This is a genomic window from Flavobacterium branchiarum, assembly GCF_030409845.1.
GTDB classification, from domain to species: Bacteria; Bacteroidota; Bacteroidia; order Flavobacteriales; family Flavobacteriaceae; genus Flavobacterium; species Flavobacterium branchiarum.
The window spans coordinates 403,848-427,907 of sequence record NZ_JAUFQQ010000003.1 but is presented as its reverse complement, the minus strand read 5'-3'; the positions used below and the strand labels follow the sequence as shown (position 1 = coordinate 427,907).

The window sequence follows — 24,060 nt, the reverse complement described above, 5'->3', positions numbered from 1 at the left end:
AAAAGTTTAGTTCTTTTTTAAAAAAATCAATAACCTACTAATTAAACTGTAATCATATCTTTTAAAAAAGACTATTTTTACAAGACTAAACAAGACTTTATGGATCTATTTATTTACTTATTTGCTGCTCTATTCTCGGTATTAAATCCCATTGGAACAGTTCCTATTTTTGTAGGACTAACACAACATGACTCGAAAAAAGAGCGTTCTCGAATTTCCTTATGGACCGCTATAAACGTTTTTCTTATCCTAATCGTTTCTTTTTTTATAGGACAATACATGTTGACATTTTTTGGAATAAGCATCGATGCTCTTCGTATTGCCGGTGGAATTATAATTGTAAACTCGGGTTTTTCATTACTATCTGGTAAATTCAACAAAAAAAGAGGAATAAATAAAAAAGTAGAAACTGATGCCCAACAACGAAATGACATTGCTCTTACGCCACTAGCAATTCCTATGCTCGCAGGCCCTGGATCAATTTCTTTATTAATTGCTTTTTACCAAGAACACCATGAAACTACTGAGATCATTATCGCCTCTGCGGCAATTTTAGCAATTGCGATTGTAATTTTTATCATTCTTAGAAGTGCACATTATCTAGCTAAGATCCTTGGTGCTTCAGGCATTGTTGCTATTTCAAGAATTGTCGGCTTTATTGTAATCGCTATCGGAATACAATATATCGTGAGTGCGATAATTAATATAATCAAAGGCAATTTAATGCATATCTAAACACACTAAAAACTAAAAAAGGGACAAAATACTAGATTTGTCCCTTTTTTTTGATTTTATATTTTTTTTATGCTCTTGGCAAAAACACTTCTGCCATCATACATCTTGCACTTCCTCCTCCACAAGCCTCGATAGTATCTAAACTTGAACTTAAAATAGTCGCATGAGCTTCAAGTTGTGAAATTTGTTTTGGCGTTAAACTTTGATGCGCTGAAGTACTCATCACGATATATTTTTTATCATTAGCTCCACGAACTTCAAGCATATTTCCAGCAAAATTATTCACTTGAGCTTCTGTTATTAAAATAACTTCTTTCTTATCTGCTTTTAGATTTTCTAGAACCATTTTACGCTCTTTTTTATCATCTATACAATCTGCACAAATCACTGCAAAAGTTTCACCCAAGCACATCATAACATTAGTATGATAAATTAGCTTTCGCTCACCATTAACAGTTTGAAATGCTTCAAAAATTACAGGTGCATAATCAAAATCTTCGCAGAATTCTATAAATAATTCTTCATCAGCTCTTGGAGATAAAGCGCAATACGCTTTCCCATTTGCTCTATCCAAAAGTAAACTACCTGTGCCCTCTAAGAAAAAACCATCCTCTTCTGCCGATGTATAATCTACAATGTTATTTATTTGAAAACCTTTTTCTTCAAGAATATCCAAAATATCCTCACGACGTTCTAGACGACGATTCTCAGCAAACATAGGATACAATGCTACATCTCCATTTTCATGAAAGGAAACCCAGTTATTTGGAAATATACTATCTGGCGTATCTGGTGTTAGCGTATCTTCTACTACTGTAACGTCTACCCCCACAGCACGTAATTTATCCACAAAAGCATCAAATTCTTGTTGTGCTTTTGCATTTACTGTAGCCGGTAAAAGTCCGTCTAACACTTTCTGATAATAATTATTTACTGCCGTTTGCTCATTCATTCTGAATGCAACCGGACGAATCATTACTATTGCGTTTGTAGTTTGTTTCATGTTTGTATTTTTTTTGTTTCAAGTTTCAGGTTTCAAGTTTTCTAGCAACTTGAAACCTGAAACTTGAAACTAATTTTTAATCTCTAATCAAAGGTAAAGTTGAACATCTCAACAACCCTTCTTGTTTAGCAATTTCAGCATAAGGGATTTCTTCTACAACAAATCCGTTGCTTCTTAGCCAATTATTCAATCTAGTAAAATTTTTCTCTGACACAACAACATTAGTATCTATTGAAAAAACATTCGAATTCATATAATACATTTCTTCTCTCTCAATATGAAATAAGTTGTCCTTACCAAAAAGATTCACTAAATACATGTAATCAGCTTCTTCACGAAATCCTCTTTTGTAAATAATTCCTTTATCCTTTCCTACTGGTTGAAAACAACAATCAAGATGCAAAGCATTATCACGAGCTTCAATTTTAGATTTAACCAAATCAAACTCTTTGACAATTTTATTTGGAAACAAATTTCTAATAAACTCAACTCCCTCCATATTTGTTCTTGCAGTAATATAATCTTTATAATCACTCCCTTTATAAGTTCCTATAAAAACATAATCATTCCAAAGCATAACATCTCCTCCCTCGATATGTACTTCTTCTGGTGGTCGAACTACTTTTTGAGGATCCATTTGATCTATTATGTATTGAATTGCATTAAGCTCCAATTCTCTTTCTGGTAAAATATTTGATTTCACAAAAACATCATCTATCACAAAACCGATATCTCTAGCAAAAATCTGGTTGTAGTTTTCAATCATTTCAGGACGAAAAACTGTCACATCGTATTTTTGAAGCACTGCATTAAAAGCATCCATTTCAGCAACCATATCAGATTCAACAGGATAAGTCCCTGCTTTAATATGCTCCAATGATTTCGGATCATACGCTTCCTCAACAGTTGGCGTAGGCCCGTTATGAACTGCAGTTCCCAAAACTACAGCACGTAATCTTGATGTTTCGTTCTTTACATTTAATTGTAACATATTCTATTATTTGATTTCAACAAAGATAAAAAAAAGCTTCACAGTTAAGTGAAGCTTTAAATTGAATTTTATTTATTCGATTTGAATTCTCTTAAAGGATGACCAGTATATATTTGTCTAGGTCTACCAATTGGTTCTTTATTTTCACGCATTTCTTTCCATTGCGCAATCCATCCTGGTAGTCTTCCTATAGCAAACATTACTGTAAACATATCTGTAGGTATCCCTAATGCTCTATAAATAATACCTGAGTAAAAATCTACGTTAGGATACAAACTTCTTGATTTAAAGTATTCATCTTCTAGGGCTGCTGCCTCCAATTTTTTAGCAATAGCCAAAATTGGATCATCAACACCTAATGTATTCAAAACTTCATCTGCAGCTTTCTTAATAATTCTAGCTCTTGGATCAAAGTTTTTGTATACTCTATGACCAAATCCCATTAAACGGAAAGGATCATTTTTATCTTTGGCTTTCGCCATAAATTTATCAGTATCACCACCGTCTTTATTAATCTCTTCAAGCATTTCAAGAACTGCCTGATTAGCACCTCCATGAAGTGGTCCCCAAAGAGCAGAAACTCCAGCAGAGATTGAAGCAAACAAACCAGCGTGAGAAGAACCAACCATTCTTACTGTAGATGTAGAACAGTTCTGTTCATGATCTCCGTGTAAGATGAATAATTTATCTAATGCATTAACAACAATAGGATTTGCAGCATAAGGACCTGTAGGCAATTTAAACATCAATTGCATAAAGTTCTCTACATACCCTTTAGTATTGTCATAATAATTTAATGGATATCCCATTGTTTTTCTATAGGTCCATGTAGCAATTACAAGAAACTTAGCTATCGTTTTGCAAATAGCTTCATACATTTCTTTTTCATTTTCTACATTCACTGCTTTAGGATTAAAAGCAGTCAAAGCACTTGTCAATGCAGACAATACTCCCATAGGATGAGCAGTTTTTGGAAAACCGTCAATAATATTTTTCATTTCTTCGTTTACCAAAGTATGCTTTTTAATATCAGCATCAAATTGTGCTAATTGTGCAGCTGTAGGTAACTCACCGAAAATCAATAGATAAGACACTTCAGGAAAACTTGCTTGCTCAGCTAAGTCTTCAATTGAATATCCTCTGTAACGCAAAATTCCTAATTCTCCATCTAAAAAAGTAATCTCACTTGTACAAGAACCAGAGTTTTTATATCCTGGATCAAGAGTAATGAAACCTGTTAAATCACGTAATTTGTTAATATCGACAGCAGATTCATTTTCGCTTCCTGTTATAACAGGAAGTTCAATCTTCTTACCATCTACTTCTAGGGTAGCTATTTTTGACATAATATAATCGGAAATAAATCTTTTAAATAATAATTTATCAAATTTAAGGAATTTAAGACTAACTAAAAAAGGAATCTTGCTATGAATTTGTTAAAACTCCAAAAAAAAACCATCCGTTTTCACGAATGGCTTTTTTTTCAATATATAACTCTTACAATTATTTAATCTTGAAAGCGTTTAATCCAGGAAAATAAGCAGTACTTCCTAGTTCTTCTTCGATTCTAAGCAATTGATTGTATTTTGCCATACGATCTGAACGTGAAGCTGAACCAGTTTTGATTTGCCCACAGTTTAAAGCTACTGCTAAATCTGCAATTGTATTATCTTCAGTTTCTCCCGAACGGTGTGACATTACTGAAGTATAACCTGCATTTTTAGCCATATTAACCGCAGCAATAGTCTCTGTCAAAGTACCAATTTGGTTTACTTTTATAAGAATAGAATTTGCGATTCCTTTTTCGATTCCTGTAGATAAACGTTCCACATTAGTTACGAATAAGTCATCACCTACTAATTGTACTTTATTTCCAATTTTTTCCGTAAGTAATTTCCAACCATCCCAGTCATTTTCATCCATTCCGTCTTCAATAGAGATAATTGGATATTTAGCAGCTAATTCAGCTAAATAATCAACTTGCTCAGCAGAAGTTCTAACTTTACCAGTTTCTCCTTCAAATTTAGAATAATCGTATTTACCGTTTACATAAAATTCAGCCGCCGCACAGTCAAGCGCAATCATAATTTCGTCACCAAAAGTATACCCTGCATTTTCAACAGCTTTTTTAATAGTATCTAAAGCATCTTCAGTACCACCTGGTAAATTTGGAGCAAAACCTCCTTCATCACCTACAGCAGTACTTAATCCTCTATCATGTAACACTTTTTTCAGGCTATGAAAAATTTCAGTACCCATTTGCATAGAGTGAGAAAAAGAAGTAGCTTTTACTGGAAATATCATAAATTCTTGAAAAGCAATCGGAGCATCAGAGTGCGAACCACCATTAATAATATTCATCATTGGCACAGGCAATGTATTTGCTGAAACACCTCCAACATATCTATACAAAGGCAAACCTAACTCATTAGCTGCCGCTTTCGCTACAGCAAGAGAAACACCTAAAATAGCGTTTGCTCCTAATTTAGATTTATTCGGAGTTCCATCTAAATCGATCATAGCTTGATCGATAACATTTTGCTCAAAAACAGAAACACCAACTAATTCTTCTGCAATAATAGTATTTACATTATTCACAGCATTCAAAACTCCTTTACCTAAAAAAGCTTTACCTCCGTCACGTAATTCAACTGCTTCATGTTCCCCAGTAGACGCTCCAGATGGAACTGCTGCTCTTCCTAATACTCCATTGTCTGTAATTACATCAACTTCGATAGTAGGATTACCTCTAGAATCAAAAATTTGTCTTGCGTGAATTTTTATTATAATACTCATTATTTTTAGTTTTTATTATTAAATTATAAATATTTTTCGAAATTATAAAAATATTTGACGCTAATTAATTTCCCTAGCAATTAAATACTTTTATTTATTAACTCAAACGTTTTAGTTTAATTCGCTTTTATGTTCTCAATAAATTGATCAAACAAATAAGATGAGTCATGTGGCCCTGGACTTGCTTCTGGATGGTACTGTACCGAAAAACAATTTTTATTTTTCATACGCATACCAGCAACTGTTTCATCATTAAGATGTAAATGCGTAATTTCTAAATCAGGATGATTATCTAATTGCTCTTTATTAACGGCAAAACCATGATTTTGAGATGTTATCTCACCTTTACCAGTAATCAAATTCTTAACCGGATGATTTATTCCACGATGTCCATTAAACATTTTATAAGTAGAAACCCCATTTGCCAAAGCAATGACTTGGTGCCCTAAGCAAATACCAAATAACGGCTTATCATTTGCCAAAATCTCTTTAGCAACTTCAATTGCACCAAATAATGGATCAGGATCACCAGGCCCATTCGATAAGAAATAGCCATCTGGATTAAATGCCGCTAAATCTTTAAAACTCGAATCGTATGGAAATACTTTGATATAACAATCTCTTTTTGCTAGATTACGCAAAATATTAGTCTTAATCCCTAAATCTAAAGCAGAAATTTTATATGTAGCATTTTCATCTCCATAAAAATACGGCTCTTTTGTTGACACTTTAGAAGCAAGTTCCAATCCTTCCATATTCGGAACATTTGCCAATGCGATCTTCAAATCCTCTATAGAAGTCCCATCCGTACAAATAACAGCATTCATAGCTCCGTGATCTCGTATATAACTCACCAATGCTCTTGTATCAACATCTGAGATACAAATAAGATTTTCTTTTATAAAATAAGACTCTAAACTTTCTGAAGCACCTTCTCTAGAATAGTTAAAGCTAAAGTTTTTACACACCAATCCAGATATCTTGATGCTATCAGACTCTATTTCAGAATCATTTACACCATAATTTCCAATGTGTGCATTCGTTGCAACCATAATCTGACCAAAATAAGAAGGATCCGTAAAGATTTCTTGATATCCTGTCATTCCTGTATTAAAGCAAACTTCTCCAAAAGTTGTACCACTAATTCCGATTGATTTTCCGTGAAAAATTGTTCCGTCACTTAGTAAAAGAATAGCGCTTTGTCGTGTTGTGTATTTCATTTGTAATTAGATATTTTGCAAATTTAATTTTTTAAAAGAGCGAGTGCAAGGTTTTTTAAAAAATTCATCTCTAAAAATAAAACCCTAAGAGGGGAAAGTGTTATATTATTGTGTTTTAATTTGAAAAAAACAAAAAAAAAGGATAAACTAGTAACTAGTTTATCCTTAATTCTTATTGAATGATTACTTTCATAATTATTCAGAAGCTTCAGTTGTCGTTTCTGTATCAGCAGCAGGAGCTTCAGAAGTCTCATCAGCTTTTTTTGCTTTTCCACCACGACGGCTTTTTGCTTTTTTAACTTCTTTTTTACCTCCGTTGTAAAGTTCATTGAAATCAACAAGTTCGATCATCGCCATATCAGCGTTATCTCCTAAACGATTTCCAACTTTAATGATACGAGTGTATCCACCTGGACGGTCTCCTACTTTAGCAGCTACATCTCTGAACAAGTCAGTTACAGCATATTTGCTACGTAAGTATGCAAAAACAATACGACGGTTGTGAGTCGTATCTTCTTTTGATTTTGTGATTAAAGGCTCAACGAATTGTTTAAGCGCTTTAGCTTTAGCAACAGTAGTGTTAATACGTTTGTGCTCAATAAGAGAACAAGCCATATTAGCCAACATAGCTTTTCTATGTCCAGTCTGTCTGCTTAAGTGATTGAATTTTTTTCCGTGTCTCATTGCTATGTTAAATTTAACTCGCCTAAGCGAATTAGATTATTCTTTATCTAGTTTGTATTTAGCTAAATCCATTCCGAAAGTTAAATTCTTTACTGCAACAAGTTCATCAAGTTCAGTTAAAGATTTTTTACCAAAATTACGGAATTTCATTAGGTCATTTTTATTGAACGATACTAAATCACCAAGTGTATCAACTTCAGCCGCTTTCAAGCAATTTAATGCTCTCACAGATAAATCCATATCAACAAGCTTAGTTTTAAGCAATTGTCTCATATGTAATGACTCTTCATCATACGATTCTGTTTGTGCAATTTCGTCAGCCTCGAGTGTAATTCTTTCGTCAGAGAATAACATGAAGTGGTGAATTAAAACTTTAGCAGCTTCAGTAAGGGCATCTTTAGGATTAATAGAACCATCAGTTTTAATTTCAAAAACTAATTTTTCGTAATCTGTTTTTTGCTCAACACGGAAGTTTTCAATTGCGTATTTTACATTTTTTACCGGAGTAAAAATTGAATCTGTAAAAATAGTTCCAATTGCAGCATTCTGTTTTTTGTTCTCCTCAGCAGGAACGTATCCTCTACCTTTTTCGATCGTTAAATCGAAATTCAGTTTAATTTTACTATCTAAATTACAGATAACAAGGTCTGGATTCAGAACTTGAAAACCTGAAATAAATTTTTGAAAATCACCTGCTGTTAATTGATCTTTACCAGAAACAGAAATAGTAACTGATTCATTATCGATATCTTCAATTTGGCGTTTGAAACGAACTTGCTTAAGATTAAGGATAATTTCGGTAACATCTTCAACAACACCTGAGATAGTAGAAAACTCATGATCTACACCTTCAATGCGAACGGATGTAATTGCATAACCTTCTAATGCTGAAAGCAAAACTCTTCTAAGTGCATTACCAACAGTCAATCCATAACCAGGTTCTAAAGGTCTAAATTCGAATTTACCTTCAAAATCGGTTGAATCGATCATGATAACTTTATCGGGCTTTTGAAAATTAAATATTGCCATAAATTTCGACTAAGTCAATTATTATTTGTTGTACAACTCTACGATTAATTGTTCTTTAATGTTTTCTGGAATTTGAAGTCTCGCAGGTACAGAAACAAAAGTTCCTTCTTTAAGATCATTGTTCCAAGTAATCCACTCATAAACATGACTTGAATTAGATAAAGAACGTTCGATAGCTTCTAAAGATTTAGATTTTTCACGAACAGCAACTTTATCACCAGGCTTAAGGTGGTAAGAAGGAATATTAACAACTTCACCGTTTACAGTAACGTGTCTGTGAGATACGATTTGACGTGCACCTCTTCTAGAAGGAGCAATACCCATTCTAAAAACTACATTATCAAGTCTTGCTTCACATAATTGTAATAAAACCTCACCAGTAACTCCTTTAGTAGCTGATGCTTTTTCGAATAAATTTCTGAATTGTTTTTCTAAAATTCCATAAGAATATTTAGCTTTTTGCTTTTCCATTAACTGAACAGCGTACTCAGATTTTTTTCCTCTTTTTTTAGCCATCCCGTGTTGTCCAGGTGGGTAATTTCTTTTTTCGAAAGATTTGTCATCTCCGAAGATTGCTTCGCCAAATTTACGAGCGATTCTTGTGCTTGGACCAGTATATCTTGCCATTTTAAATTGTTTAAGATTGAGATTATGAATTCAGGTCTTATCCTTCGATAATCTATTTTCAATCTAGGTTATACTATAATTTTTGAGTATTAAACTCTACGTCTTTTAGGAGGACGACATCCGTTGTGAGGCATTGGAGTAACATCGATAATCTCTGTAACTTCAATTCCACCGTTATGAATAGAACGGATAGCAGACTCACGTCCGTTTCCTGGTCCTTTTACATAAACCTTAACTTTTTTAAGTCCTGCCTCAAGAGCTACTTTACTACAATCTTCTGCTGCCATTTGAGCTGCGTACGGAGTATTCTTTTTAGAACCTCTGAAACCCATTTTACCAGCTGAAGACCAAGAAATAACTTCACCTTTCTTATTAGTCAAAGAAATGATAATGTTGTTGAAAGTGGCAGAAATATGAGCTTCACCCGTTGATTCAACGATAACTTTACGTTTTTTTGCAGTTGCTTTAGCCATATTACTTATTATTTAGTTGCTTTTTTCTTGTTAGCAACAGTTTTTCTTTTACCTTTTCTTGTTCTAGAGTTGTTTTTAGTTCTTTGCCCTCTTAATGGAAGACCAGATCTATGACGGATACCTCTATAACAACCAATATCCATTAAACGTTTGATGTTTAAAGAAACTTCAGAACGTAATTCTCCTTCAATTTTAAAAGATGATACAGCTTCACGAATTGCTCCGATCTCGTCATCATTCCACTCTTGAACTTTTTTATCTTGGCTTACTTGAGCTTTTTCTAAAATCTCAATAGCTCTACTTCTTCCTAATCCAAAGATATAGGTAAGTGCTATAACACCTCTCTTATTTTTTGGGATATCTACCCCTGCTATTCTTGCCATAATTATCCTTGTCTTTGTTTAAATCTAGGATTCTTTTTGTTTATTACGTACAATCTCCCTTTTCTACGCACAATGATGCACTCGGGACTTCTCTTTTTTACTGATGCTCTAACTTTCATAGTGAATATCCTTTAATATCTATAAGTAATTCTTGCTTTTGACAAGTCGTAAGGGCTCATTTCTAGTTTCACTTTATCACCAGGTAATAATTTGATATAATGCATACGCATCTTTCCAGAAATATGAGCAATTACAATATGTCCATTTTCTAATTCTACACGGAACATCGCATTTGATAATGCTTCAATGATTGATCCGTCTTGTTCTATTGCTGATTGTTTTGCCATATAAAAATTAAGCTACTGCTTTTCTATTTTTACCAGTCTTCATTAAACCATCATAATGTTTGTTTAACAAGTATGAGTTGATTTGTTGAATAGTATCTATTGCAACCCCAACCATAATTATTAACGAGGTACCTCCAAAAAACATTGCCCAAGATTGTTGTACATCCATAAAACTTACAACAATGGCTGGGAAAACAGCAATCAAAGCAAGGAATAAAGATCCTGGGAAAGTTATTAGAGACATTACTTTATCAAGATAGTCTGAAGTTTCAACTCCTGGTCTAACACCTGGAATAAAACCACCACTTCTCTTTAAGTCGTCTGACATCTTATTAGTAGGTACTGTAATTGCAGTATAAAAGAATGTAAAAACAATAATTAATGTTGCAAATACAAAGTTATACCAGAATCCAAACATATCGCTAAAAGTACCTACAATAGATTGTGATGTTTCTGATTTTGATAATCCAGCTACAGCTGCAGGAATAAACATAATTGCTTGTGCAAAAATGATTGGCATAACCCCAGAAGCATTAAGCTTAAGTGGAATCCATTGTCTATTTCCTCCCATCAAATCTTGCTCATAATCACCTGAAGTTGTACGACGAGCGTATTGAACAGGAATTTTACGAACTGCCATAATTAACAGTACACAAGAAATGATCACTAATAACCAAACAATAATTTCAATAACTAATAACATTGGTCCTCCATTGTTATTGGTAACTCTGGTTGTAAATTCTTGAATAAAAGCTTGTGGAAAACGAGCTAATATACCAACCATAATCAACAATGAAATTCCATTTCCAATACCTTTATCTGTAATTTTCTCTCCTAACCACATGGCAAAAATTGTACCTGTAACCAAAATTATCACAGAAGAAAATAAAAACTCAAAAGAATTAAAACCTAGTAAGAATGCACTACTAGGTAATGTTCTATATAAATTATAGATGTAAGTTGGTCCTTGAACTAATGTAATTACAATAGTTAACCAACGTGTTATCTGATTAATTTTTTTTCTACCGCTCTCCCCATCATTTTGAAGTTTTTGTAAATACGGAATCGCAATTCCCATTAACTGTACAACAATAGACGCTGAAATATAAGGCATAATACCTAAAGCAAAAACTGAAGCTTTAGAGAATGCACCTCCGGTGAACATGTCTAGAATAGATCCTAAACCATTTTTTGTTTGTCCCGCTAATCCAGTTAATTGCGTTGCATCAATTCCAGGAAGCGTAACGTGTGCTCCAAAACGATATACCAAAAGAAGTCCTAAAGTGATTAAGATTCTATTTTTTAGTTCTTCGATTTTCCAAACATTACTTAGTGATTCAATAAATTTCTTCATACAATAGAAAAATTATATTGTTACAACTTCTCCACCAGCAGCTTCAATAGCAGCTTTTGCAGTAGCAGTAAATTTGTGAGCAGTTACTTTTAATTTTGCTTTCAATTCTCCTCTACCTAAAATCTTAACGATTTCATTTTTGGTAGCTAGACGATTAGCCACATAAACTGTCATGTCAACAGAATCTGTAATAATACCATTGTCTACTAATAATTGAAGCGTATCTAAATTTACACCTTCGTATTCTTTACGGTTGATGTTTGTGAAACCAAACTTAGGTACACGTCTTTGAAGTGGCATTTGCCCTCCCTCAAAACCAATCTTTTTAGAATAACCAGAACGAGATTTTGCTCCTTTGTGACCTCTTGCAGAAGTACCACCTTTTCCAGAACCTTCTCCTCTACCTAATCTTTTATTTTGATTGTGCGTTGACCCTTCAGCTGGTTGTAAGTTACTTAAATTCATAACAGTATTTGTTATTTAGCTTCTTCAACAGAAACTAAGTGTTTAACTTTGTTTATCATCCCAAGGATAGCAGGATTTGAATCATGCTCTACAACTTGTCCCATTTTACGTAGACCTAAAGCTTCCAAACCTCTTTTTTGAGAAAGAGGACAGTTGATTTTGCTTCTTACTTGTTTTACTAATAATTTAGCCATAATTTCCTTGAATTAACCTTTAAAAACTTTTTCTAAAGAAACACCTCTTTGTTTTGCAACAGTATAAGCGCTTCTCATTTGTAATAAAGCATCAAAAGTTGCTTTAACTACGTTATGAGGATTTGATGATCCTTGAGATTTAGATAATACATCGTGAATACCTACTGATTCAAGAACTGAACGAACAGCTCCACCAGCAATAACTCCTGTACCATGAGACGCAGGAATTAAGAATACACGTGCACCACCAAATTTACCTTTTTGTTCGTGAGGAACTGATTGACCATTCAAAGGAATTTTTACTAAATTTTTCTTAGCATCTTCTACTGCTTTCGCAATTGCTTCAGAAACATCTTTAGATTTTCCTAATCCATGTCCTACAACTCCATTTTCATCACCTACAACTACAATAGCAGAAAAACCGAAAGCTCTACCACCCTTTGTAACTTTAGTAACACGATTAACACTTACCAGACGATCTTTAAGTTCAAGACCACTTGGTTTTACTAATTCTACATTTTTGTATTTAGACATAATATATTAGAATTTAAGTCCAGCCGCTCTTGCGCCTTCTGCTAATGATTTAATACGACCGTGATATAAGTATCCTCCTCTATCGAAAGTTACTGAATCTATCCCAGCTTTTAACGCTTTTTCTGCAACAAGTTTTCCAACTGCGTTTGCAACTTCTACGTTCGTACCTTTACCTATTTCTTTTTCTCTTGAAGATGCAGCAAATAAAGTAACACCATTTACATCATCAATAAGTTGTGCGTAAATTTCTTTGTTACTTCTAAATACAGATAGTCTTGGTTTAGTAGCGAAACCACTAATCGTTTTTCTAATTCTGAATCTAATTCTCTGTCTTCTATCAGATTTTGTTAATGACATAATCTTATTTTTTAAGCTGATTTACCTGCTTTTCTTCTTAATACTTCACCTACAAATTTAACACCTTTTCCTTTATATGGTTCTGGCTTACGGAAACCTCTAATTTTTGCCGCAACCTGACCTAAAAGTTGTTTATCAATTGATGTTAATTTTACGATAGGGTTTTTACCTTTTTCAGATATTGTCTCTAAAACTACTTCTGGAGCAATTTCTAAAACAATATTGTGAGAATATCCAAGAGCTAAATCTAACTTTTGTCCTTGATTTGAAGCTCTATAACCTACTCCAACCAATTCTAAAGATTTAGTAAACCCTTCATTTACACCAAGAATCATGTTATTGATTAATGATCTATAAAGTCCGTGTTTTGCTCTGTGATCTTTGTGATCAGACGATCTTTCAACTAGTACTTGATCGCCTTCAACTGTAACAGTTACGTCCGAAAACTCCTGAGTAAGTTGACCATTCTTTCCTTTTACTGTAATAATACCATCTTTAACTTCAACAGTTGTAGCAGCAGGGATTACAATTGGATTTTTACCTATTCTTGACATCTTATATAGTCTTTATAATTAGTATACGTAACAGATTACTTCACCACCTACATTTAATTGCTTAGCTTGTTTTCCAGTCATCAAACCTTTTGACGTAGAAACAATAGCAATTCCTAATCCGTTAAGGATTCTAGGTAAGTTAGCAGCACCTGCATATTTACGCAAACCTGGTTTACTAATTCTTTGGATATCTTTAATTACCGGCTCTTTAGTATCTTTATCATACTTCAAAGCGATTTTGATTGAACCCTGAACAGCGTTGTCCTCAAATTTGTAACTTAAGATATAACCTTGATCAAATAAGATCTTAGTTATTTCTTTTTTTAGATTAGATGCAGGAATTTCAACAACTTTGTGGTTTGCAGCCACAGCGTTACGAACTCTCGTCAAATAATCTGCAATAGGATCTGTATACATATGTATTTGATTGCGATTATGGTTTTCAGGAAGCACTCGCTTCCTGAACCTTTAATCAATTTATAAACTTTTTATATTACCAGCTGGCTTTTTTTACACCTGGAATTAATCCATTGTTAGCCATTTCACGGAAAGTTACACGTGAAATACCGAATTGACGGATATACCCTCTTGGTCTACCTGTTAATTTACAACGATTGTGCAAACGAACTGGTGAAGCATTTTTAGGTAATTTTTGTAAACCTTCAAAATCTCCAGCTTCTTTCAAAGCTTTTCTTTTCTCAGCATACTTTGCTACCGTTTTTTCTCTCTTAACCTCGCGGGCTTTCATTGATTCTTTAGCCATGTCTTAATTCTTTTTAAAAGGTAAACCTAATTCAGTCAATAATGACTTTGCTTCTTTGTCTGTCTGAGCAGTTGTAACAAAAGTAATATCCATTCCTGAAATTTTGTTTACTTTATCAATATCAATTTCTGGGAAAATGATTTGCTCTAAAACTCCAAGGTTATAATTACCTCTACCATCAAAACCAGTAGCTTTAATTCCACTAAAATCTCTTACACGAGGTAAAGCTGAAGTAATAAGTCTATCTAAAAACTCATACATTCTTTCTCCACGCAAAGTAACTTTTGCACCAATTGGCATCCCTTTTCTCAATTTAAATGACGCAACGTCTTTCTTTGAAATAGTAGATACTGCTTTTTGTCCAGTGATCTTTGTTAACTCATCAACTGCATAGTCAATAAGTTTTTTATCAGATACAGCTGCACCAACTCCACGGCTCAAAACGATTTTTTCCAATTTTGGAACTTGCATTACGTTTGTATATCCGAATTCCTCTTTAAGAGCAGAGATTACTCTACTCTTATATTCTTCTTTTAGTCTAGGTGTATATGCCATTACTATAGTACTTGATTAGATTTTTTTGAAAATCTTACTTTCTTATCTCCTTCTACTCTAATACCAACTCTAGTTGCTTCCTTAGTTTTAGGATCAATTAGTGAAATGTTAGATATTTGTATAGAAGCTTCTTTCTTAACGATACCACCTTGAGGGTTTTTAGCACTTGGTTTTGTATGTTTCGAAACCATGTTTACACCTTCAACTATCGCTTTATTTTTCTCACGGTAAACACGTAATACTTTACCTTCTGAACCTTTATGGTCTCCAGCAATTACTCTTACGATATCTCCTGATTTTATTTTTAGCTTTATCATCTTAAAACGAATTAAAGCACTTCTGGTGCTAATGATACAATTTTCATGAATTGTTTTTCACGAAGTTCTCTTGCTACCGGACCAAAAACACGAGTCCCTCTCATTTCTCCTGCAGCATTCAAAAGAACACATGCATTGTCATCGAAACGGATATAAGAACCATCAGCTCTTCTCACTTCTTTTTTGGTACGTACAACAACTGCAGTTGAAACAGCTCCTTTTTTAACGTTTCCGTTTGGAGTTGCATCTTTGATAGAAACTACAATCTTGTCACCAACAGAGGCATACCTTCTTTTGGTACCTCCTAAAACACGGATAGTTAAAACTTCTTTTGCTCCCGTATTATCTGCTACTTTTAGTCTTGATTCTTGTTGTACCATAATTATTTAGCTCTTTCTAAGATTTCAACTAATCTCCAACATTTTGATTTACTTAAAGGACGCGTTTCGCTAATTCTTACAGTATCTCCAATGTTACAGTCGTTTGTTTCGTCGTGTGCAACGTATTTCTTTGTTTTCAACACGAACTTACCGTATAATGGGTGTTTAACTTTTCTTACTTCAGCAATAACAATAGACTTGTCCATTTTATTTGAAGTAACAACACCAATTCTTTCTTTTCTTAAATTTCTTTTTTCTTCCATCTTTCAGCAGAATACAATTATTGTAACTCTCTTTTAGTTAACTCTGTAGCCAATCTTGCAACTGTTCTTCTTACACTTCTAATTTGAAGTGGGTTCTCAATTGGAGAAATAGCGTGCGCCATTTTTAGGTCAGCATATATCTTCTTAGTTTGACTAAGTTTTTCTTGCAACTCCGCTGCAGAAAGATCTTTTATTTCTGATTGTTTCATAATATATTATAAATTATGCTTCGAAATCTCTAGCAACAACGAACTTAGTTTTTACTGGAAGCTTTTGCGCTGCAAGACGTAACGCCTCTTTTGCAACTGACAAAGGAACTCCTCCAACTTCAAACATTATTCTTCCGGGTTTAACAACTGCAGCCCAATATTCTACTGCACCTTTACCTTTACCCATACGTACTTCAAGAGGCTTCTTAGTGATTGGTTTGTCTGGAAATATTTTGATCCATAATTGTCCTTCTCTCTTCATGAAACGAGTTGCAGCAATACGCGCAGCTTCTATTTGACGAGAAGTTAAGAACATTCCATCTTCATGTACAGATTTAATACCAAACATTCCATTAGAAAGTTCATGCCCTCTTTGAGAGTTACCTTTCATTTTACCTTTTTGTACCTTACGGTATTTTGTTCTTTTAGGCTGTAACATTTTTCTTTAGTTTAAAAATTTACTTTCTTTTACGAGCGTCTGGTTTTGAACCTTTATTAAAGTTAGATTTGCCACGAGGAGCATCTCCACCTTTTCCACCACCAGCTTGTTTTTTATCCATTCCAGCAAGCGGAGAAAGATCTCTCTTTCCATAAACTTCACCTTTCATGATCCACACTTTGATTCCCATTCTACCGTAAGTAGTATGAGCTTCTGCAAGTGCATAATCAATATCAGCTCTGAAAGTTGATAGAGGAATTCTACCTTCTTTGAAACCTTCTGAACGTGCCATTTCAGCTCCATTCAAACGTCCTGAAATCAAAACTTTGATACCTTCAGCGTTCACACGCATAGAAGCAGCAATAGCCATTTTGATTGCACGTCTGTAAGAAATACGACTTTCAATTTGACGCGCGATGCTTGTCGCCACAAGATAAGCATCTAATTCAGGTCTTTTAATTTCAAAGATGTTGATTTGAACCTCTTTGTCTGTAATTTTCTTAAGTTCTTCTTTTAACTTGTCTACCTCTTGTCCACCTTTTCCGATAATAATACCAGGTCTAGCAGTAGTGATAGTAACGGTTACAAGTTTTAAAGTTCTCTCGATGATTACTTTTGATACACTAGCTTTTGATAAACGAGCGTGGATATACTTTCTGATTTTGTGATCTTCGGCAAGTTTATCACCGTAATCATTTCCACCATACCAGTTTGAGTCCCACCCTCTGATGATACCAAGTCTATTTCCAATTGGATTTGTCTTTTGTCCCATGCTGTTTAAGAATTGCTTTGTGTGTTATTGATAGCTCCAAGCACGATTGTTACGTGATTAGAACGTTTTCTTATTCTGTGTGCACGACCTTGAGGTGCTGGACGAAGTCTTTTTAACATCATTCCACCATCTACTCTGATCTCTTTAACAAATAATCCAGCTTCTTCTAAATTACCTTCACTATTTTTTTGCTCCCAGTTATTGATTGCAGATAATAATAGTTTCTCTAATTTTCTTGAAGCTTCTTTAGAACTAAATCTTAAGATGTTAAGTGCTCTTTCTACCTTCTGACCTCTTACCAAGTCCGCTACTAAGCGCATTTTTCTAGGTGAAGTAGGGCAGTTATTCAATTTTGCGAAAGCAATAGACTTATTAGCCTCTTTTCTCGCATCTGCTGTTTCTCTTTTACGAACTCCCATTGCTTCTTATTTTTTACCTTTATTTTTTGCTCCAGCATGACCTCTAAAAGATCTAGTTGGCGAAAATTCTCCTAATTTGTGACCTACCATGTTTTCTGTTACGTAAACTGGTACAAATTGACGACCGTTATGAACTGCGATAGTTTGTCCAACAAAGTCAGGAGTAATCATAGAAGCTCTAGACCAAGTCTTTACTACTCCATTTTTACCGCTTTCAATGTTTTCTTGAACTTTCTTGTCTAACTTATAATGAACGAAAGGTCCTTTTTTTAATGAACGTGCCATATCTTAATTATTTCTTTCTACGTTCTACGATATACTTGTTACTCGGGTTTTTCTTAGAACGAGTTCTATAACCTTTAGCTGGTATTCCATTTCTTGAACGTGGATGTCCACCAGAAGAACGTCCTTCTCCACCACCCATTGGGTGATCAACAGGGTTCATTGCAACAGGTCTTGTTCTAGGTCTTCTTCCTAACCATCTTGTTCTACCTGCTTTACCAGATACAACTAATTGGTGGTCTGAATTAGATACTGCTCCAATTGTAGCTGCACAAGTTAACAAAATTAATCTTGTTTCACCTGATGGCATTTTAATTGTAGCATATTTTCCATCTCTTGCCATCAATTGAGCAAATGTTCCAGCTGAACGAGCAATAACAGCTCCTTGACCTGGTCTCAATTCGATACAAGAAATAACAGTTCCTAAAGGAATTCTGCTTAAAGGCAATGTATTACCAATTTCTGGTTGAGATTCTGGACCAGAAACTAATTTCTGACCAACTTTCAATCCATTTTGAGCAATAACATAAGTTTTCTCTCCATCAGCATAAGCTAACAAAGCGATAAATGCAGTACGATTTGGATCATACTCAATTGATTTCACTGTAGCTGGAATTCCTTCTTTAGTACGTTTGAAATCAATAATACGATATCTCTGCTTGTGACCACCACCCGTATAACGCATGGTCATCTTTCCTTGACTATTTCTACCTCCAGAGTTTTTTATCGGCGCTATCAAAGAGCGTTCCGGCTTATCAGTTGTAATGGCGTCATAACCATTCACAACTCTAAATCGCTGACCTGGGGTAATAGGTTTTAATTTTCTTACTGACATTTTTCTATCTTAGATATTGTTGTAAAAATCAATTGTTTCTCCTTCTTGTACTTGAACAATTGCTTTTTTGATTGCATTTGTCTTTCCGCTGATCAAACCACTTTTTGTGTATTTTGTAGTTCTATCCGGTCTTACATTCATTGTGTTAACGCTCAAAATAGTTACTCCATAAGTAGCTTCAATAGCTTTCTTAATTTGTACTTTATTTGCTCTTTTGTCAACAACAAAACCGAAGCGATTTAAAACTTCACTTTCCTTGGTTACTTTTTCAGTTACTATAGGTCTAATTATGATACTCATATTCCTATTATTTGCTTAAATTTTCTTCAATTACCTCTAAAGAACTCTCTAAAAGCACTAAATTGTTAGCGTTCAGAATAGCGTAAGTGCTTAATTCATAGCTACTTACAACATTAGAACCCTTCAAATTGCGTGAGGACAAATATACATTTTTATTTGACTCTCCCAACACAAATAGAGATTTTTTATTTTCTAACCCTAAAGCTTTCAAAACGTTAATGAAATTTTTAGTGTTTGGCGTTTCAAAATTAAAGTCTTCTAAAACAACAATACTTGCTTCTTTTGCTTTAATCGAGAAAGCAGATTTTCTTGCCAATCTCTTTAAGTTTTTATTCAATTTGAATGAATAACTTCTTGGTCTTGGTCCGAAAACTGTTCCACCACCTTTAAACAAAGGGTTTTTAATACTACCCGCACGAGCAGTACCAGTTCCTTTTTGTTTTTTAATCTTACGTGTACTACCTGCTACTTCAGCTCTTTCTTTAGCCTTGTGAGTACCTTGTCTTTGATTTGCTAAATATTGCTTAACATCAAGATATACAGCGTGATTATTTGGTTCAATTGCGAATACTGAATCAGAAAGTTGAACTTTTCTTCCAGTATCTTTTCCGTTGAAATCTAATACTTTTACTTCCATTACTTCTGAATGATTACATAAGAGTTGTTATGACCAGGAACACATCCTTTTATAACTAGTAGGTTCTTTTCAGCAACTACTTTTAAAACTCTAAGGTTTTGAACTTTTACATTGTCTCCTCCCATTCTTCCAGCCATACGCATTCCTTTGAATACTCTAGATGGATAAGAAGAAGCTCCCACAGAACCTGGCGCTCTTAAACGGTTGTGTTGACCGTGAGTTGCTTGACCAACACCACCAAAACCGTGACGTTTTACAACCCCTTGAAAACCTTTACCTTTAGACACACCTTGTACATCTACAAATTCTCCTTCAGAAAAAATAGAAACATCAATAAGATCTCCTAATTTTTGTTCTGTTGCGAAATCTTGGAATTCAACGACTTTTTTCTTAGCTACAGTTCCAGCTTTTTTAAAGTGACCTAAAGCCGCTTTTGTGGAATGTTTCTCGTTTTTGTCATCGAAACCAAGTTGCAACGCTTCGTACCCGTCAACACCTTTGGTTCTGACTTGGGTAACAACGCATGGACCAGCTTCGATTACTGTACAAGGAATGTTTTTCCCGTTTTCATCAAAGATGCTAGTCATGCCGATTTTTCTACCAATTAACCCAGACATAAATATTAATTATTAATTATTAAATATAAATATAGAACGCAGCTTTTAACCGAATCCTATTTTTTAAGTGGTGCAAAAGTATAACTTATTTACACACAAACCAAAAAAATATTTTTCGCTTAAAAACAGCGTCCTTTTTTACTCTTGAACTACTTAAACTTTGATTTCAACTTCTACTCCACTTGGCAATTCAAGCTTCATTAAAGCATCAATAGTTTTAGATGAAGATGAATAAATATCAATTAATCTCTTATATGACATTACTTCAAATTGCTCTCTCGCTTTTTTGTTAACGTGCGGAGAACGTAGCACAGTGAAAAGTTTTTTATGTGTTGGCAACGGAATTGGACCTGTTACAACAGCACCGGTACTCTTAACTGTTTTTACAATCTTTTCAGCAGATTTATCCACCAACATGTGATCGTAAGATTTTAGTTTTATTCTGATTTTTTGACTCATTTTCTTAAAGATTAAGCGTTTCCTTTTGCTTTTTTGATAACTGCTTCCGAAATATTAGAAGGTGTTTCAGCGTAGTGTGAAAATTCCATTGTAGATGTTGCTCTACCAGATGAAAGCGTTCTTAATGTTGTTACATAACCAAACATCTCTGATAAAGGCACATCAGCCTTGATAGTTTTAGCACCATTTCTATCACCCATGTCATTAACCTGACCTCTACGACGGTTAATATCACCTACGATATCTCCCATGTTTTCTTCTGGTGTAATAACCTCCATTTTCATGATAGGCTCAAGAATTACTGCTCCAGCAGCTTTAGCCACTTCTCTATACCCCATTCTAGCTGCAAGCTCAAAAGAAAGCGCATCAGAATCGACAGGGTGGAAAGATCCGTCAGTTAAAGTTACTTTTAAACTATCCACTTGGTATCCTGCTAAAGGACCAGTTTTCATAGCCTCACGGAAACCTTTTTCTACAGATGGGATATATTCCTTAGGAACGTTACCACCTTTTACAGCATTAACAAACTGCAATCCTACAGGAACTTTACCATCAACTTCGTCAGCTGGCCCAAGTGTAAATACGATATCTCCGAATTTACCACGACCTCCTGATTGCTTCTTATATGTTTCTCTATGCGTAGCAGTTTTTGTAAAAGCTTCTTTATATTCAACTTGAGGCTCACCTTGGTTAACTTCAACTTTAAATTCACGCTTCATACGATCAATCAAGATATCCAAGTGAAGCTCACCCATACCTGATATAATAGTTTGCCCTGAAGCCTCATCAGTTCTAACCGTAAACGTTGGATCTTCTTCAGCTAATTTAGCCAAAGCCATACCCATTTTATCTACATCCACTTTAGTTTTAGGCTCAATTGCAATACCAATTACCGGTGCAGGGAATTTCATTGACTCAAGAATAATTGGGTGTTTTTCATCACACATTGTATCTCCAGTCTTAATATCTTTAAAACCAACTGCCGCACCAATATCACCCGCCTCGATATACTCGATAGGATTTTGTTTATTAGCGTGCATTTGATAGATACGAGAAATTCTTTCTTTGTTTCCAGAACGAGTGTTCAAAATATATGAACCAGCATCCAAACGACCTGAATAAGCACGGAAGAAAGCTAAACGACCAACATAAGGATCAGTAGCAATTTTAAATGCCAAAGCAGCGAATGGTTCTTTCACATCTGGACGACGAATGATTTTCTTTTGATCTTCTTCTAACAATTCAGCATCATCAGGATGAATTCCTTCAATACCTTCTTTGTCCATTGGAGATGGCAAGTACTTACATACAGCATCTAACATAAATTGAACTCCTTTATTTTTAAAAGAAGAACCTGCAAGCATCGGGATGATTGCCATATCTATAGTAGCAGCTCTTAAAGCATTATTAATCTCTTCTTCAGTAATAGAACTCTCATCTTCCATGTATTTATCAAGAAGATTCTCATCGTAGTCAGCAACTGCCTCGATAAGTATAGATCTATATTCTTTTACCTCTGCAAGCATATCCTCTGGGATAGGCACAATATCAAAAGTAGCTCCTTGAGTCTCATCATGCCATATAATAGCTTGATTTTTAACTAAATCAACTACACCTTTGAAATCATTCTCTTCACCAATTGGCAAAGTGATTGCAACTGCATTAGATTTCAACATATCTCTAACTTGTTGACATACATTCAAAAAGTTAGAACCTTGTCTATCCATTTTATTAACGAATCCCATACGAGGAACTCTATATTGATCCGCTAGTCTCCAGTTAGTCTCTGATTGAGGCTCAACACCATCAACAGCACTAAACAAGAAAACCAACCCATCAAGTACACGTAAAGAACGATTTACTTCTACAGTAAAATCAACGTGACCCGGGGTATCAATAATATTAAAATGGTATGGTTTTGATTCTGGTAAAGGCTTACCTTGCTCAGTTGGAAAACTCCACTCACAAGTTGTAGCTGCAGAAGTAATTGTAATACCTCTTTCCGCTTCTTGCTCCATCCAGTCCATTGTAGAAGCACCATTGTGCACTTCTCCAATTTTATGTGTTTTCCCTGTATAGAAAAGGATACGCTCTGTCGTTGTTGTTTTACCAGCATCAATATGCGCAGCAATCCCTATATTTCTTGTATATTTTAAATCTCTAGCCATTTCTTATGAATTAAAATCTAAAGTGAGAGAATGCTTTATTAGCTTCAGCCATCTTATGAGTATCCATTCTCTTTTTAACAGCCGCTCCTTCTTCTTTAGCCGCAGCTAAACATTCTGAAGCTAACCTTTGAGCCATAGATTTTTCATTTCTTCTTCTAGAATAAAGTATCAACCACTTCATTGCCATAGAAATCTTACGATCTGGTCTGATTTGCATTGGGATTTGGAATGTAGCTCCACCAACTCTACGACTACGTACTTCTACGTGAGGCATAACATTAGTCAAGGCATCTTTCCAGATCTCTAATGATGATTTTTCTGAATCTTGCTTTTTAGATTCGATGATGTCAATTGCATCATAAAATACTTTAAAAGCTGTAGATTTCTTACCGTCCCACATTAAGTTATTCACAAAACGCGTTACCAACTGGTCATTAAACCTCGGGTCTGGTAAAAGTGGTCTTTTCTTTGCCGCTCTTTTTCTCATGTCTTTTTTTTAAAAGTTTAAATTACTTTTTTGCTTCTTTTGGGCGTTTAGCACCGTACTTAGATCTTCTTTGCGTTCTTCCTGCAACTCCTGACGTGTCAAGCGCTCCACGAACGATATGATATCTAACACCTGGTAAATCTTTTACCCTTCCGCCTCTAACTAATACTATCGAGTGCTCTTGTAAATTGTGTCCTTCTCCAGGGATGTAAGCATTTACTTCATTACCATTTGTCAAACGTACACGCGCTACTTTACGCATTGCAGAGTTTGGTTTTTTTGGTGTAGTAGTGTAAACACGCGTACAAACCCCTCTTCTTTGAGGACAAGAATCTAAAGCAACCGATTTACTCTTCTTAGTCATCTGAGTTCTTCCTGTTCTTACTAATTGTTGAATTGTTGGCATAATTAA

At 34.6% G+C, this 24,060-nt stretch carries 38 protein-coding genes; 1 reads left to right on the top strand and 37 read right to left on the bottom strand.

The genetic code is table 11. The features are described from left to right. The first annotated feature begins 99 nt into the window (after positions 1-99). Positions 100-735, top strand: a complete 636-nt coding sequence (locus tag QWY99_RS02300) for a MarC family NAAT transporter (RefSeq protein WP_290260904.1) — start codon at positions 100-102, stop codon at positions 733-735. A 67-nt stretch (positions 736-802) separates the two neighbouring features. On the opposite strand, the gene ctlX is transcribed toward QWY99_RS02300, so the two are convergent. From ctlX to rpsL, 37 genes are all read right to left on the bottom strand, one after another. Further along, complete coding sequence (ctlX, locus tag QWY99_RS02295; protein ID WP_290260900.1) at positions 803-1,738, bottom strand: citrulline utilization hydrolase CtlX; 936 nt, start codon at positions 1,736-1,738, stop codon at positions 803-805. 76 nt (positions 1,739-1,814) lie between these two features. Further along, positions 1,815-2,729 carry a dimethylarginine dimethylaminohydrolase family protein gene (locus tag QWY99_RS02290; protein WP_290260898.1) on the bottom strand — a complete coding sequence of 305 codons (915 nt, stop codon included), beginning with the start codon at positions 2,727-2,729 and terminating at the stop codon, positions 1,815-1,817. Between the two features lie 68 nt (positions 2,730-2,797). Continuing rightward, entirely contained in the window at positions 2,798-4,075 is a 1,278-nt protein-coding gene (locus QWY99_RS02285; protein ID WP_290260896.1) for a citrate synthase, read from the bottom strand. 157 nt (positions 4,076-4,232) lie between these two features. Continuing rightward, positions 4,233-5,525 (bottom strand): phosphopyruvate hydratase, encoded by a 1,293-nt coding sequence (gene eno / locus QWY99_RS02280; RefSeq protein ID WP_290260894.1) that lies wholly within the window; start codon positions 5,523-5,525, stop codon positions 4,233-4,235. Between the two features lie 116 nt (positions 5,526-5,641). Then, positions 5,642-6,745: a glutamine-hydrolyzing carbamoyl-phosphate synthase small subunit gene (gene carA, locus QWY99_RS02275; protein WP_290260892.1), complete on the bottom strand. Its 1,104-nt coding sequence runs from the start codon at positions 6,743-6,745 to the stop codon at positions 5,642-5,644. Positions 6,746-6,940: 195 nt separating this feature from the next. After that, positions 6,941-7,429 (bottom strand): 50S ribosomal protein L17, encoded by a 489-nt coding sequence (gene rplQ, locus QWY99_RS02270; RefSeq protein WP_229988489.1) that lies wholly within the window; start codon positions 7,427-7,429, stop codon positions 6,941-6,943. Positions 7,430-7,465: 36 nt separating this feature from the next. Further along, complete coding sequence (locus QWY99_RS02265; protein ID WP_008464329.1) at positions 7,466-8,458, bottom strand: DNA-directed RNA polymerase subunit alpha; 993 nt, start codon at positions 8,456-8,458, stop codon at positions 7,466-7,468. A 21-nt stretch (positions 8,459-8,479) separates the two neighbouring features. Further along, positions 8,480-9,085, bottom strand: coding sequence for a 30S ribosomal protein S4 (rpsD, locus tag QWY99_RS02260; RefSeq protein ID WP_035619621.1), 606 nt, complete (start codon positions 9,083-9,085; stop codon positions 8,480-8,482). Positions 9,086-9,174: 89 nt separating this feature from the next. Then, on the bottom strand, positions 9,175-9,558 hold the full coding sequence (gene rpsK, locus QWY99_RS02255) for a 30S ribosomal protein S11 (protein WP_007803677.1): 384 nt from the start codon (positions 9,556-9,558) through the stop codon (positions 9,175-9,177). An 8-nt stretch (positions 9,559-9,566) separates the two neighbouring features. Beyond that, entirely contained in the window at positions 9,567-9,941 is a 375-nt protein-coding gene (gene rpsM, locus QWY99_RS02250; protein WP_129539785.1) for a 30S ribosomal protein S13, read from the bottom strand. A gap of 2 nt (positions 9,942-9,943) precedes the next feature. Next, positions 9,944-10,060: a type B 50S ribosomal protein L36 gene (ykgO, locus tag QWY99_RS02245; RefSeq protein WP_072945378.1), complete on the bottom strand. Its 117-nt coding sequence runs from the start codon at positions 10,058-10,060 to the stop codon at positions 9,944-9,946. A 12-nt stretch (positions 10,061-10,072) separates the two neighbouring features. After that, positions 10,073-10,288 (bottom strand): translation initiation factor IF-1, encoded by a 216-nt coding sequence (gene infA, locus QWY99_RS02240; RefSeq protein ID WP_007136545.1) that lies wholly within the window; start codon positions 10,286-10,288, stop codon positions 10,073-10,075. Positions 10,289-10,295: 7 nt separating this feature from the next. Beyond that, entirely contained in the window at positions 10,296-11,642 is a 1,347-nt protein-coding gene (gene secY / locus QWY99_RS02235; RefSeq protein ID WP_290260841.1) for a preprotein translocase subunit SecY, read from the bottom strand. 12 nt (positions 11,643-11,654) lie between these two features. Continuing rightward, positions 11,655-12,107, bottom strand: a complete 453-nt coding sequence (gene rplO, locus QWY99_RS02230) for a 50S ribosomal protein L15 (RefSeq protein WP_290260839.1) — start codon at positions 12,105-12,107, stop codon at positions 11,655-11,657. Between the two features lie 11 nt (positions 12,108-12,118). Further along, entirely contained in the window at positions 12,119-12,301 is a 183-nt protein-coding gene (rpmD, locus tag QWY99_RS02225) for a 50S ribosomal protein L30 (protein WP_017495010.1), read from the bottom strand. A gap of 12 nt (positions 12,302-12,313) precedes the next feature. Beyond that, on the bottom strand, positions 12,314-12,838 hold the full coding sequence (gene rpsE / locus QWY99_RS02220; RefSeq protein ID WP_085950271.1) for a 30S ribosomal protein S5: 525 nt from the start codon (positions 12,836-12,838) through the stop codon (positions 12,314-12,316). 3 nt (positions 12,839-12,841) lie between these two features. Next, positions 12,842-13,192: a 50S ribosomal protein L18 gene (rplR, locus tag QWY99_RS02215; RefSeq protein WP_290260833.1), complete on the bottom strand. Its 351-nt coding sequence runs from the start codon at positions 13,190-13,192 to the stop codon at positions 12,842-12,844. Positions 13,193-13,203: 11 nt separating this feature from the next. Next, complete coding sequence (gene rplF, locus QWY99_RS02210) at positions 13,204-13,746, bottom strand: 50S ribosomal protein L6 (protein ID WP_290260830.1); 543 nt, start codon at positions 13,744-13,746, stop codon at positions 13,204-13,206. Positions 13,747-13,764: 18 nt separating this feature from the next. Then, the gene (gene rpsH, locus QWY99_RS02205) at positions 13,765-14,163 is read right to left on the bottom strand and encodes a 30S ribosomal protein S8 (RefSeq protein WP_195735572.1); all 399 of its coding nucleotides are present in this window, start codon (positions 14,161-14,163) and stop codon (positions 13,765-13,767) included. A 76-nt stretch (positions 14,164-14,239) separates the two neighbouring features. After that, positions 14,240-14,509: a 30S ribosomal protein S14 gene (rpsN, locus tag QWY99_RS02200; protein WP_007803655.1), complete on the bottom strand. Its 270-nt coding sequence runs from the start codon at positions 14,507-14,509 to the stop codon at positions 14,240-14,242. 3 nt (positions 14,510-14,512) lie between these two features. Then, positions 14,513-15,064 (bottom strand): 50S ribosomal protein L5, encoded by a 552-nt coding sequence (gene rplE, locus QWY99_RS02195; protein ID WP_083694052.1) that lies wholly within the window; start codon positions 15,062-15,064, stop codon positions 14,513-14,515. Positions 15,065-15,066: 2 nt separating this feature from the next. Next, positions 15,067-15,381, bottom strand: a complete 315-nt coding sequence (gene rplX, locus QWY99_RS02190) for a 50S ribosomal protein L24 (protein ID WP_035619636.1) — start codon at positions 15,379-15,381, stop codon at positions 15,067-15,069. 11 nt (positions 15,382-15,392) lie between these two features. Further along, positions 15,393-15,761, bottom strand: a complete 369-nt coding sequence (gene rplN, locus QWY99_RS02185; RefSeq protein WP_007803649.1) for a 50S ribosomal protein L14 — start codon at positions 15,759-15,761, stop codon at positions 15,393-15,395. Between the two features lie 2 nt (positions 15,762-15,763). After that, positions 15,764-16,024: a 30S ribosomal protein S17 gene (gene rpsQ, locus QWY99_RS02180; protein WP_129539790.1), complete on the bottom strand. Its 261-nt coding sequence runs from the start codon at positions 16,022-16,024 to the stop codon at positions 15,764-15,766. Positions 16,025-16,041: 17 nt separating this feature from the next. Beyond that, positions 16,042-16,233, bottom strand: coding sequence for a 50S ribosomal protein L29 (gene rpmC, locus QWY99_RS02175; RefSeq protein ID WP_007803639.1), 192 nt, complete (start codon positions 16,231-16,233; stop codon positions 16,042-16,044). A 13-nt stretch (positions 16,234-16,246) separates the two neighbouring features. Further along, positions 16,247-16,672, bottom strand: coding sequence for a 50S ribosomal protein L16 (gene rplP, locus QWY99_RS02170; protein WP_007803637.1), 426 nt, complete (start codon positions 16,670-16,672; stop codon positions 16,247-16,249). A 19-nt stretch (positions 16,673-16,691) separates the two neighbouring features. Next, positions 16,692-17,444, bottom strand: a complete 753-nt coding sequence (rpsC, locus tag QWY99_RS02165) for a 30S ribosomal protein S3 (protein WP_290260740.1) — start codon at positions 17,442-17,444, stop codon at positions 16,692-16,694. Positions 17,445-17,449: 5 nt separating this feature from the next. Beyond that, positions 17,450-17,863, bottom strand: coding sequence for a 50S ribosomal protein L22 (rplV, locus tag QWY99_RS02160; protein ID WP_007803631.1), 414 nt, complete (start codon positions 17,861-17,863; stop codon positions 17,450-17,452). Positions 17,864-17,869: 6 nt separating this feature from the next. Continuing rightward, positions 17,870-18,148 (bottom strand): 30S ribosomal protein S19, encoded by a 279-nt coding sequence (rpsS, locus tag QWY99_RS02155; RefSeq protein ID WP_031456039.1) that lies wholly within the window; start codon positions 18,146-18,148, stop codon positions 17,870-17,872. Between the two features lie 7 nt (positions 18,149-18,155). Next, positions 18,156-18,980 carry a 50S ribosomal protein L2 gene (gene rplB, locus QWY99_RS02150; RefSeq protein ID WP_035619640.1) on the bottom strand — a complete coding sequence of 275 codons (825 nt, stop codon included), beginning with the start codon at positions 18,978-18,980 and terminating at the stop codon, positions 18,156-18,158. Between the two features lie 9 nt (positions 18,981-18,989). Beyond that, entirely contained in the window at positions 18,990-19,280 is a 291-nt protein-coding gene (gene rplW / locus QWY99_RS02145) for a 50S ribosomal protein L23 (protein ID WP_290260649.1), read from the bottom strand. Positions 19,281-19,287: 7 nt separating this feature from the next. Beyond that, on the bottom strand, positions 19,288-19,917 hold the full coding sequence (gene rplD / locus QWY99_RS02140) for a 50S ribosomal protein L4 (protein ID WP_290260647.1): 630 nt from the start codon (positions 19,915-19,917) through the stop codon (positions 19,288-19,290). Further along, the gene (gene rplC, locus QWY99_RS02135; RefSeq protein ID WP_035619642.1) at positions 19,917-20,534 is read right to left on the bottom strand and encodes a 50S ribosomal protein L3; all 618 of its coding nucleotides are present in this window, start codon (positions 20,532-20,534) and stop codon (positions 19,917-19,919) included. Before rplC ends, rplD begins: the two co-directional genes overlap by 1 nt. 153 nt (positions 20,535-20,687) lie before the next feature. After that, positions 20,688-20,993: a 30S ribosomal protein S10 gene (rpsJ, locus tag QWY99_RS02130; protein WP_011963470.1), complete on the bottom strand. Its 306-nt coding sequence runs from the start codon at positions 20,991-20,993 to the stop codon at positions 20,688-20,690. A gap of 11 nt (positions 20,994-21,004) precedes the next feature. Beyond that, positions 21,005-23,161, bottom strand: a complete 2,157-nt coding sequence (gene fusA / locus QWY99_RS02125; RefSeq protein ID WP_290260491.1) for an elongation factor G — start codon at positions 23,159-23,161, stop codon at positions 21,005-21,007. A 10-nt stretch (positions 23,162-23,171) separates the two neighbouring features. Continuing rightward, positions 23,172-23,648: a 30S ribosomal protein S7 gene (gene rpsG / locus QWY99_RS02120; RefSeq protein ID WP_007803600.1), complete on the bottom strand. Its 477-nt coding sequence runs from the start codon at positions 23,646-23,648 to the stop codon at positions 23,172-23,174. Between the two features lie 22 nt (positions 23,649-23,670). Next, positions 23,671-24,054, bottom strand: coding sequence for a 30S ribosomal protein S12 (gene rpsL / locus QWY99_RS02115; RefSeq protein ID WP_022828353.1), 384 nt, complete (start codon positions 24,052-24,054; stop codon positions 23,671-23,673). Positions 24,055-24,060: the final 6 nt, after the last annotated feature.

Bases quoted from the DNA above. Each gene is read 5' to 3' on its own strand.
- QWY99_RS02300 (WP_290260904.1), top strand. From the start codon at position 100: ATGGATCTATTTATTTACTTATTTGCTGCTCTATTCTCGGTATTAAAT.
- ctlX (WP_290260900.1), bottom strand. From the start codon at position 1,738: ATGAAACAAACTACAAACGCAATAGTAATGATTCGTCCGGTTGCATTC.
- QWY99_RS02290 (WP_290260898.1), bottom strand. From the start codon at position 2,729: ATGTTACAATTAAATGTAAAGAACGAAACATCAAGATTACGTGCTGTA.
- QWY99_RS02285 (WP_290260896.1), bottom strand. From the start codon at position 4,075: ATGTCAAAAATAGCTACCCTAGAAGTAGATGGTAAGAAGATTGAACTT.
- eno (WP_290260894.1), bottom strand. From the start codon at position 5,525: ATGAGTATTATAATAAAAATTCACGCAAGACAAATTTTTGATTCTAGA.
- carA (WP_290260892.1), bottom strand. From the start codon at position 6,745: ATGAAATACACAACACGACAAAGCGCTATTCTTTTACTAAGTGACGGA.
- rplQ (WP_229988489.1), bottom strand. From the start codon at position 7,429: ATGAGACACGGAAAAAAATTCAATCACTTAAGCAGACAGACTGGACAT.
- QWY99_RS02265 (WP_008464329.1), bottom strand. From the start codon at position 8,458: ATGGCAATATTTAATTTTCAAAAGCCCGATAAAGTTATCATGATCGAT.
- rpsD (WP_035619621.1), bottom strand. From the start codon at position 9,085: ATGGCAAGATATACTGGTCCAAGCACAAGAATCGCTCGTAAATTTGGC.
- rpsK (WP_007803677.1), bottom strand. From the start codon at position 9,558: ATGGCTAAAGCAACTGCAAAAAAACGTAAAGTTATCGTTGAATCAACG.
- rpsM (WP_129539785.1), bottom strand. From the start codon at position 9,941: ATGGCAAGAATAGCAGGGGTAGATATCCCAAAAAATAAGAGAGGTGTT.
- ykgO (WP_072945378.1), bottom strand. From the start codon at position 10,060: ATGAAAGTTAGAGCATCAGTAAAAAAGAGAAGTCCCGAGTGCATCATT.
- infA (WP_007136545.1), bottom strand. From the start codon at position 10,288: ATGGCAAAACAATCAGCAATAGAACAAGACGGATCAATCATTGAAGCA.
- secY (WP_290260841.1), bottom strand. From the start codon at position 11,642: ATGAAGAAATTTATTGAATCACTAAGTAATGTTTGGAAAATCGAAGAA.
- rplO (WP_290260839.1), bottom strand. From the start codon at position 12,107: ATGAATTTAAGTAACTTACAACCAGCTGAAGGGTCAACGCACAATCAA.
- rpmD (WP_017495010.1), bottom strand. From the start codon at position 12,301: ATGGCTAAATTATTAGTAAAACAAGTAAGAAGCAAAATCAACTGTCCT.
- rplR (WP_290260833.1), bottom strand. From the start codon at position 13,192: ATGTCATTAACAAAATCTGATAGAAGACAGAGAATTAGATTCAGAATT.
- rplF (WP_290260830.1), bottom strand. From the start codon at position 13,746: ATGTCAAGAATAGGTAAAAATCCAATTGTAATCCCTGCTGCTACAACT.
- rpsH (WP_195735572.1), bottom strand. From the start codon at position 14,163: ATGTATACAGATCCTATTGCAGATTATTTGACGAGAGTTCGTAACGCT.
- rpsN (WP_007803655.1), bottom strand. From the start codon at position 14,509: ATGGCTAAAGAATCAATGAAAGCCCGCGAGGTTAAGAGAGAAAAAACG.
- rplE (WP_083694052.1), bottom strand. From the start codon at position 15,064: ATGGCATATACACCTAGACTAAAAGAAGAATATAAGAGTAGAGTAATC.
- rplX (WP_035619636.1), bottom strand. From the start codon at position 15,381: ATGATAAAGCTAAAAATAAAATCAGGAGATATCGTAAGAGTAATTGCT.
- rplN (WP_007803649.1), bottom strand. From the start codon at position 15,761: ATGGTACAACAAGAATCAAGACTAAAAGTAGCAGATAATACGGGAGCA.
- rpsQ (WP_129539790.1), bottom strand. From the start codon at position 16,024: ATGGAAGAAAAAAGAAATTTAAGAAAAGAAAGAATTGGTGTTGTTACT.
- rpmC (WP_007803639.1), bottom strand. From the start codon at position 16,233: ATGAAACAATCAGAAATAAAAGATCTTTCTGCAGCGGAGTTGCAAGAA.
- rplP (WP_007803637.1), bottom strand. From the start codon at position 16,672: ATGTTACAGCCTAAAAGAACAAAATACCGTAAGGTACAAAAAGGTAAA.
- rpsC (WP_290260740.1), bottom strand. From the start codon at position 17,444: ATGGGACAAAAGACAAATCCAATTGGAAATAGACTTGGTATCATCAGA.
- rplV (WP_007803631.1), bottom strand. From the start codon at position 17,863: ATGGGAGTTCGTAAAAGAGAAACAGCAGATGCGAGAAAAGAGGCTAAT.
- rpsS (WP_031456039.1), bottom strand. From the start codon at position 18,148: ATGGCACGTTCATTAAAAAAAGGACCTTTCGTTCATTATAAGTTAGAC.
- rplB (WP_035619640.1), bottom strand. From the start codon at position 18,980: ATGTCAGTAAGAAAATTAAAACCTATTACCCCAGGTCAGCGATTTAGA.
- rplW (WP_290260649.1), bottom strand. From the start codon at position 19,280: ATGAGTATCATAATTAGACCTATAGTAACTGAAAAAGTAACCAAGGAA.
- rplD (WP_290260647.1), bottom strand. From the start codon at position 19,917: ATGGAAGTAAAAGTATTAGATTTCAACGGAAAAGATACTGGAAGAAAA.
- rplC (WP_035619642.1), bottom strand. From the start codon at position 20,534: ATGTCTGGGTTAATTGGTAGAAAAATCGGCATGACTAGCATCTTTGAT.
- rpsJ (WP_011963470.1), bottom strand. From the start codon at position 20,993: ATGAGTCAAAAAATCAGAATAAAACTAAAATCTTACGATCACATGTTG.
- fusA (WP_290260491.1), bottom strand. From the start codon at position 23,161: ATGGCTAGAGATTTAAAATATACAAGAAATATAGGGATTGCTGCGCAT.
- rpsG (WP_007803600.1), bottom strand. From the start codon at position 23,648: ATGAGAAAAAGAGCGGCAAAGAAAAGACCACTTTTACCAGACCCGAGG.
- rpsL (WP_022828353.1), bottom strand. From the start codon at position 24,054: ATGCCAACAATTCAACAATTAGTAAGAACAGGAAGAACTCAGATGACT.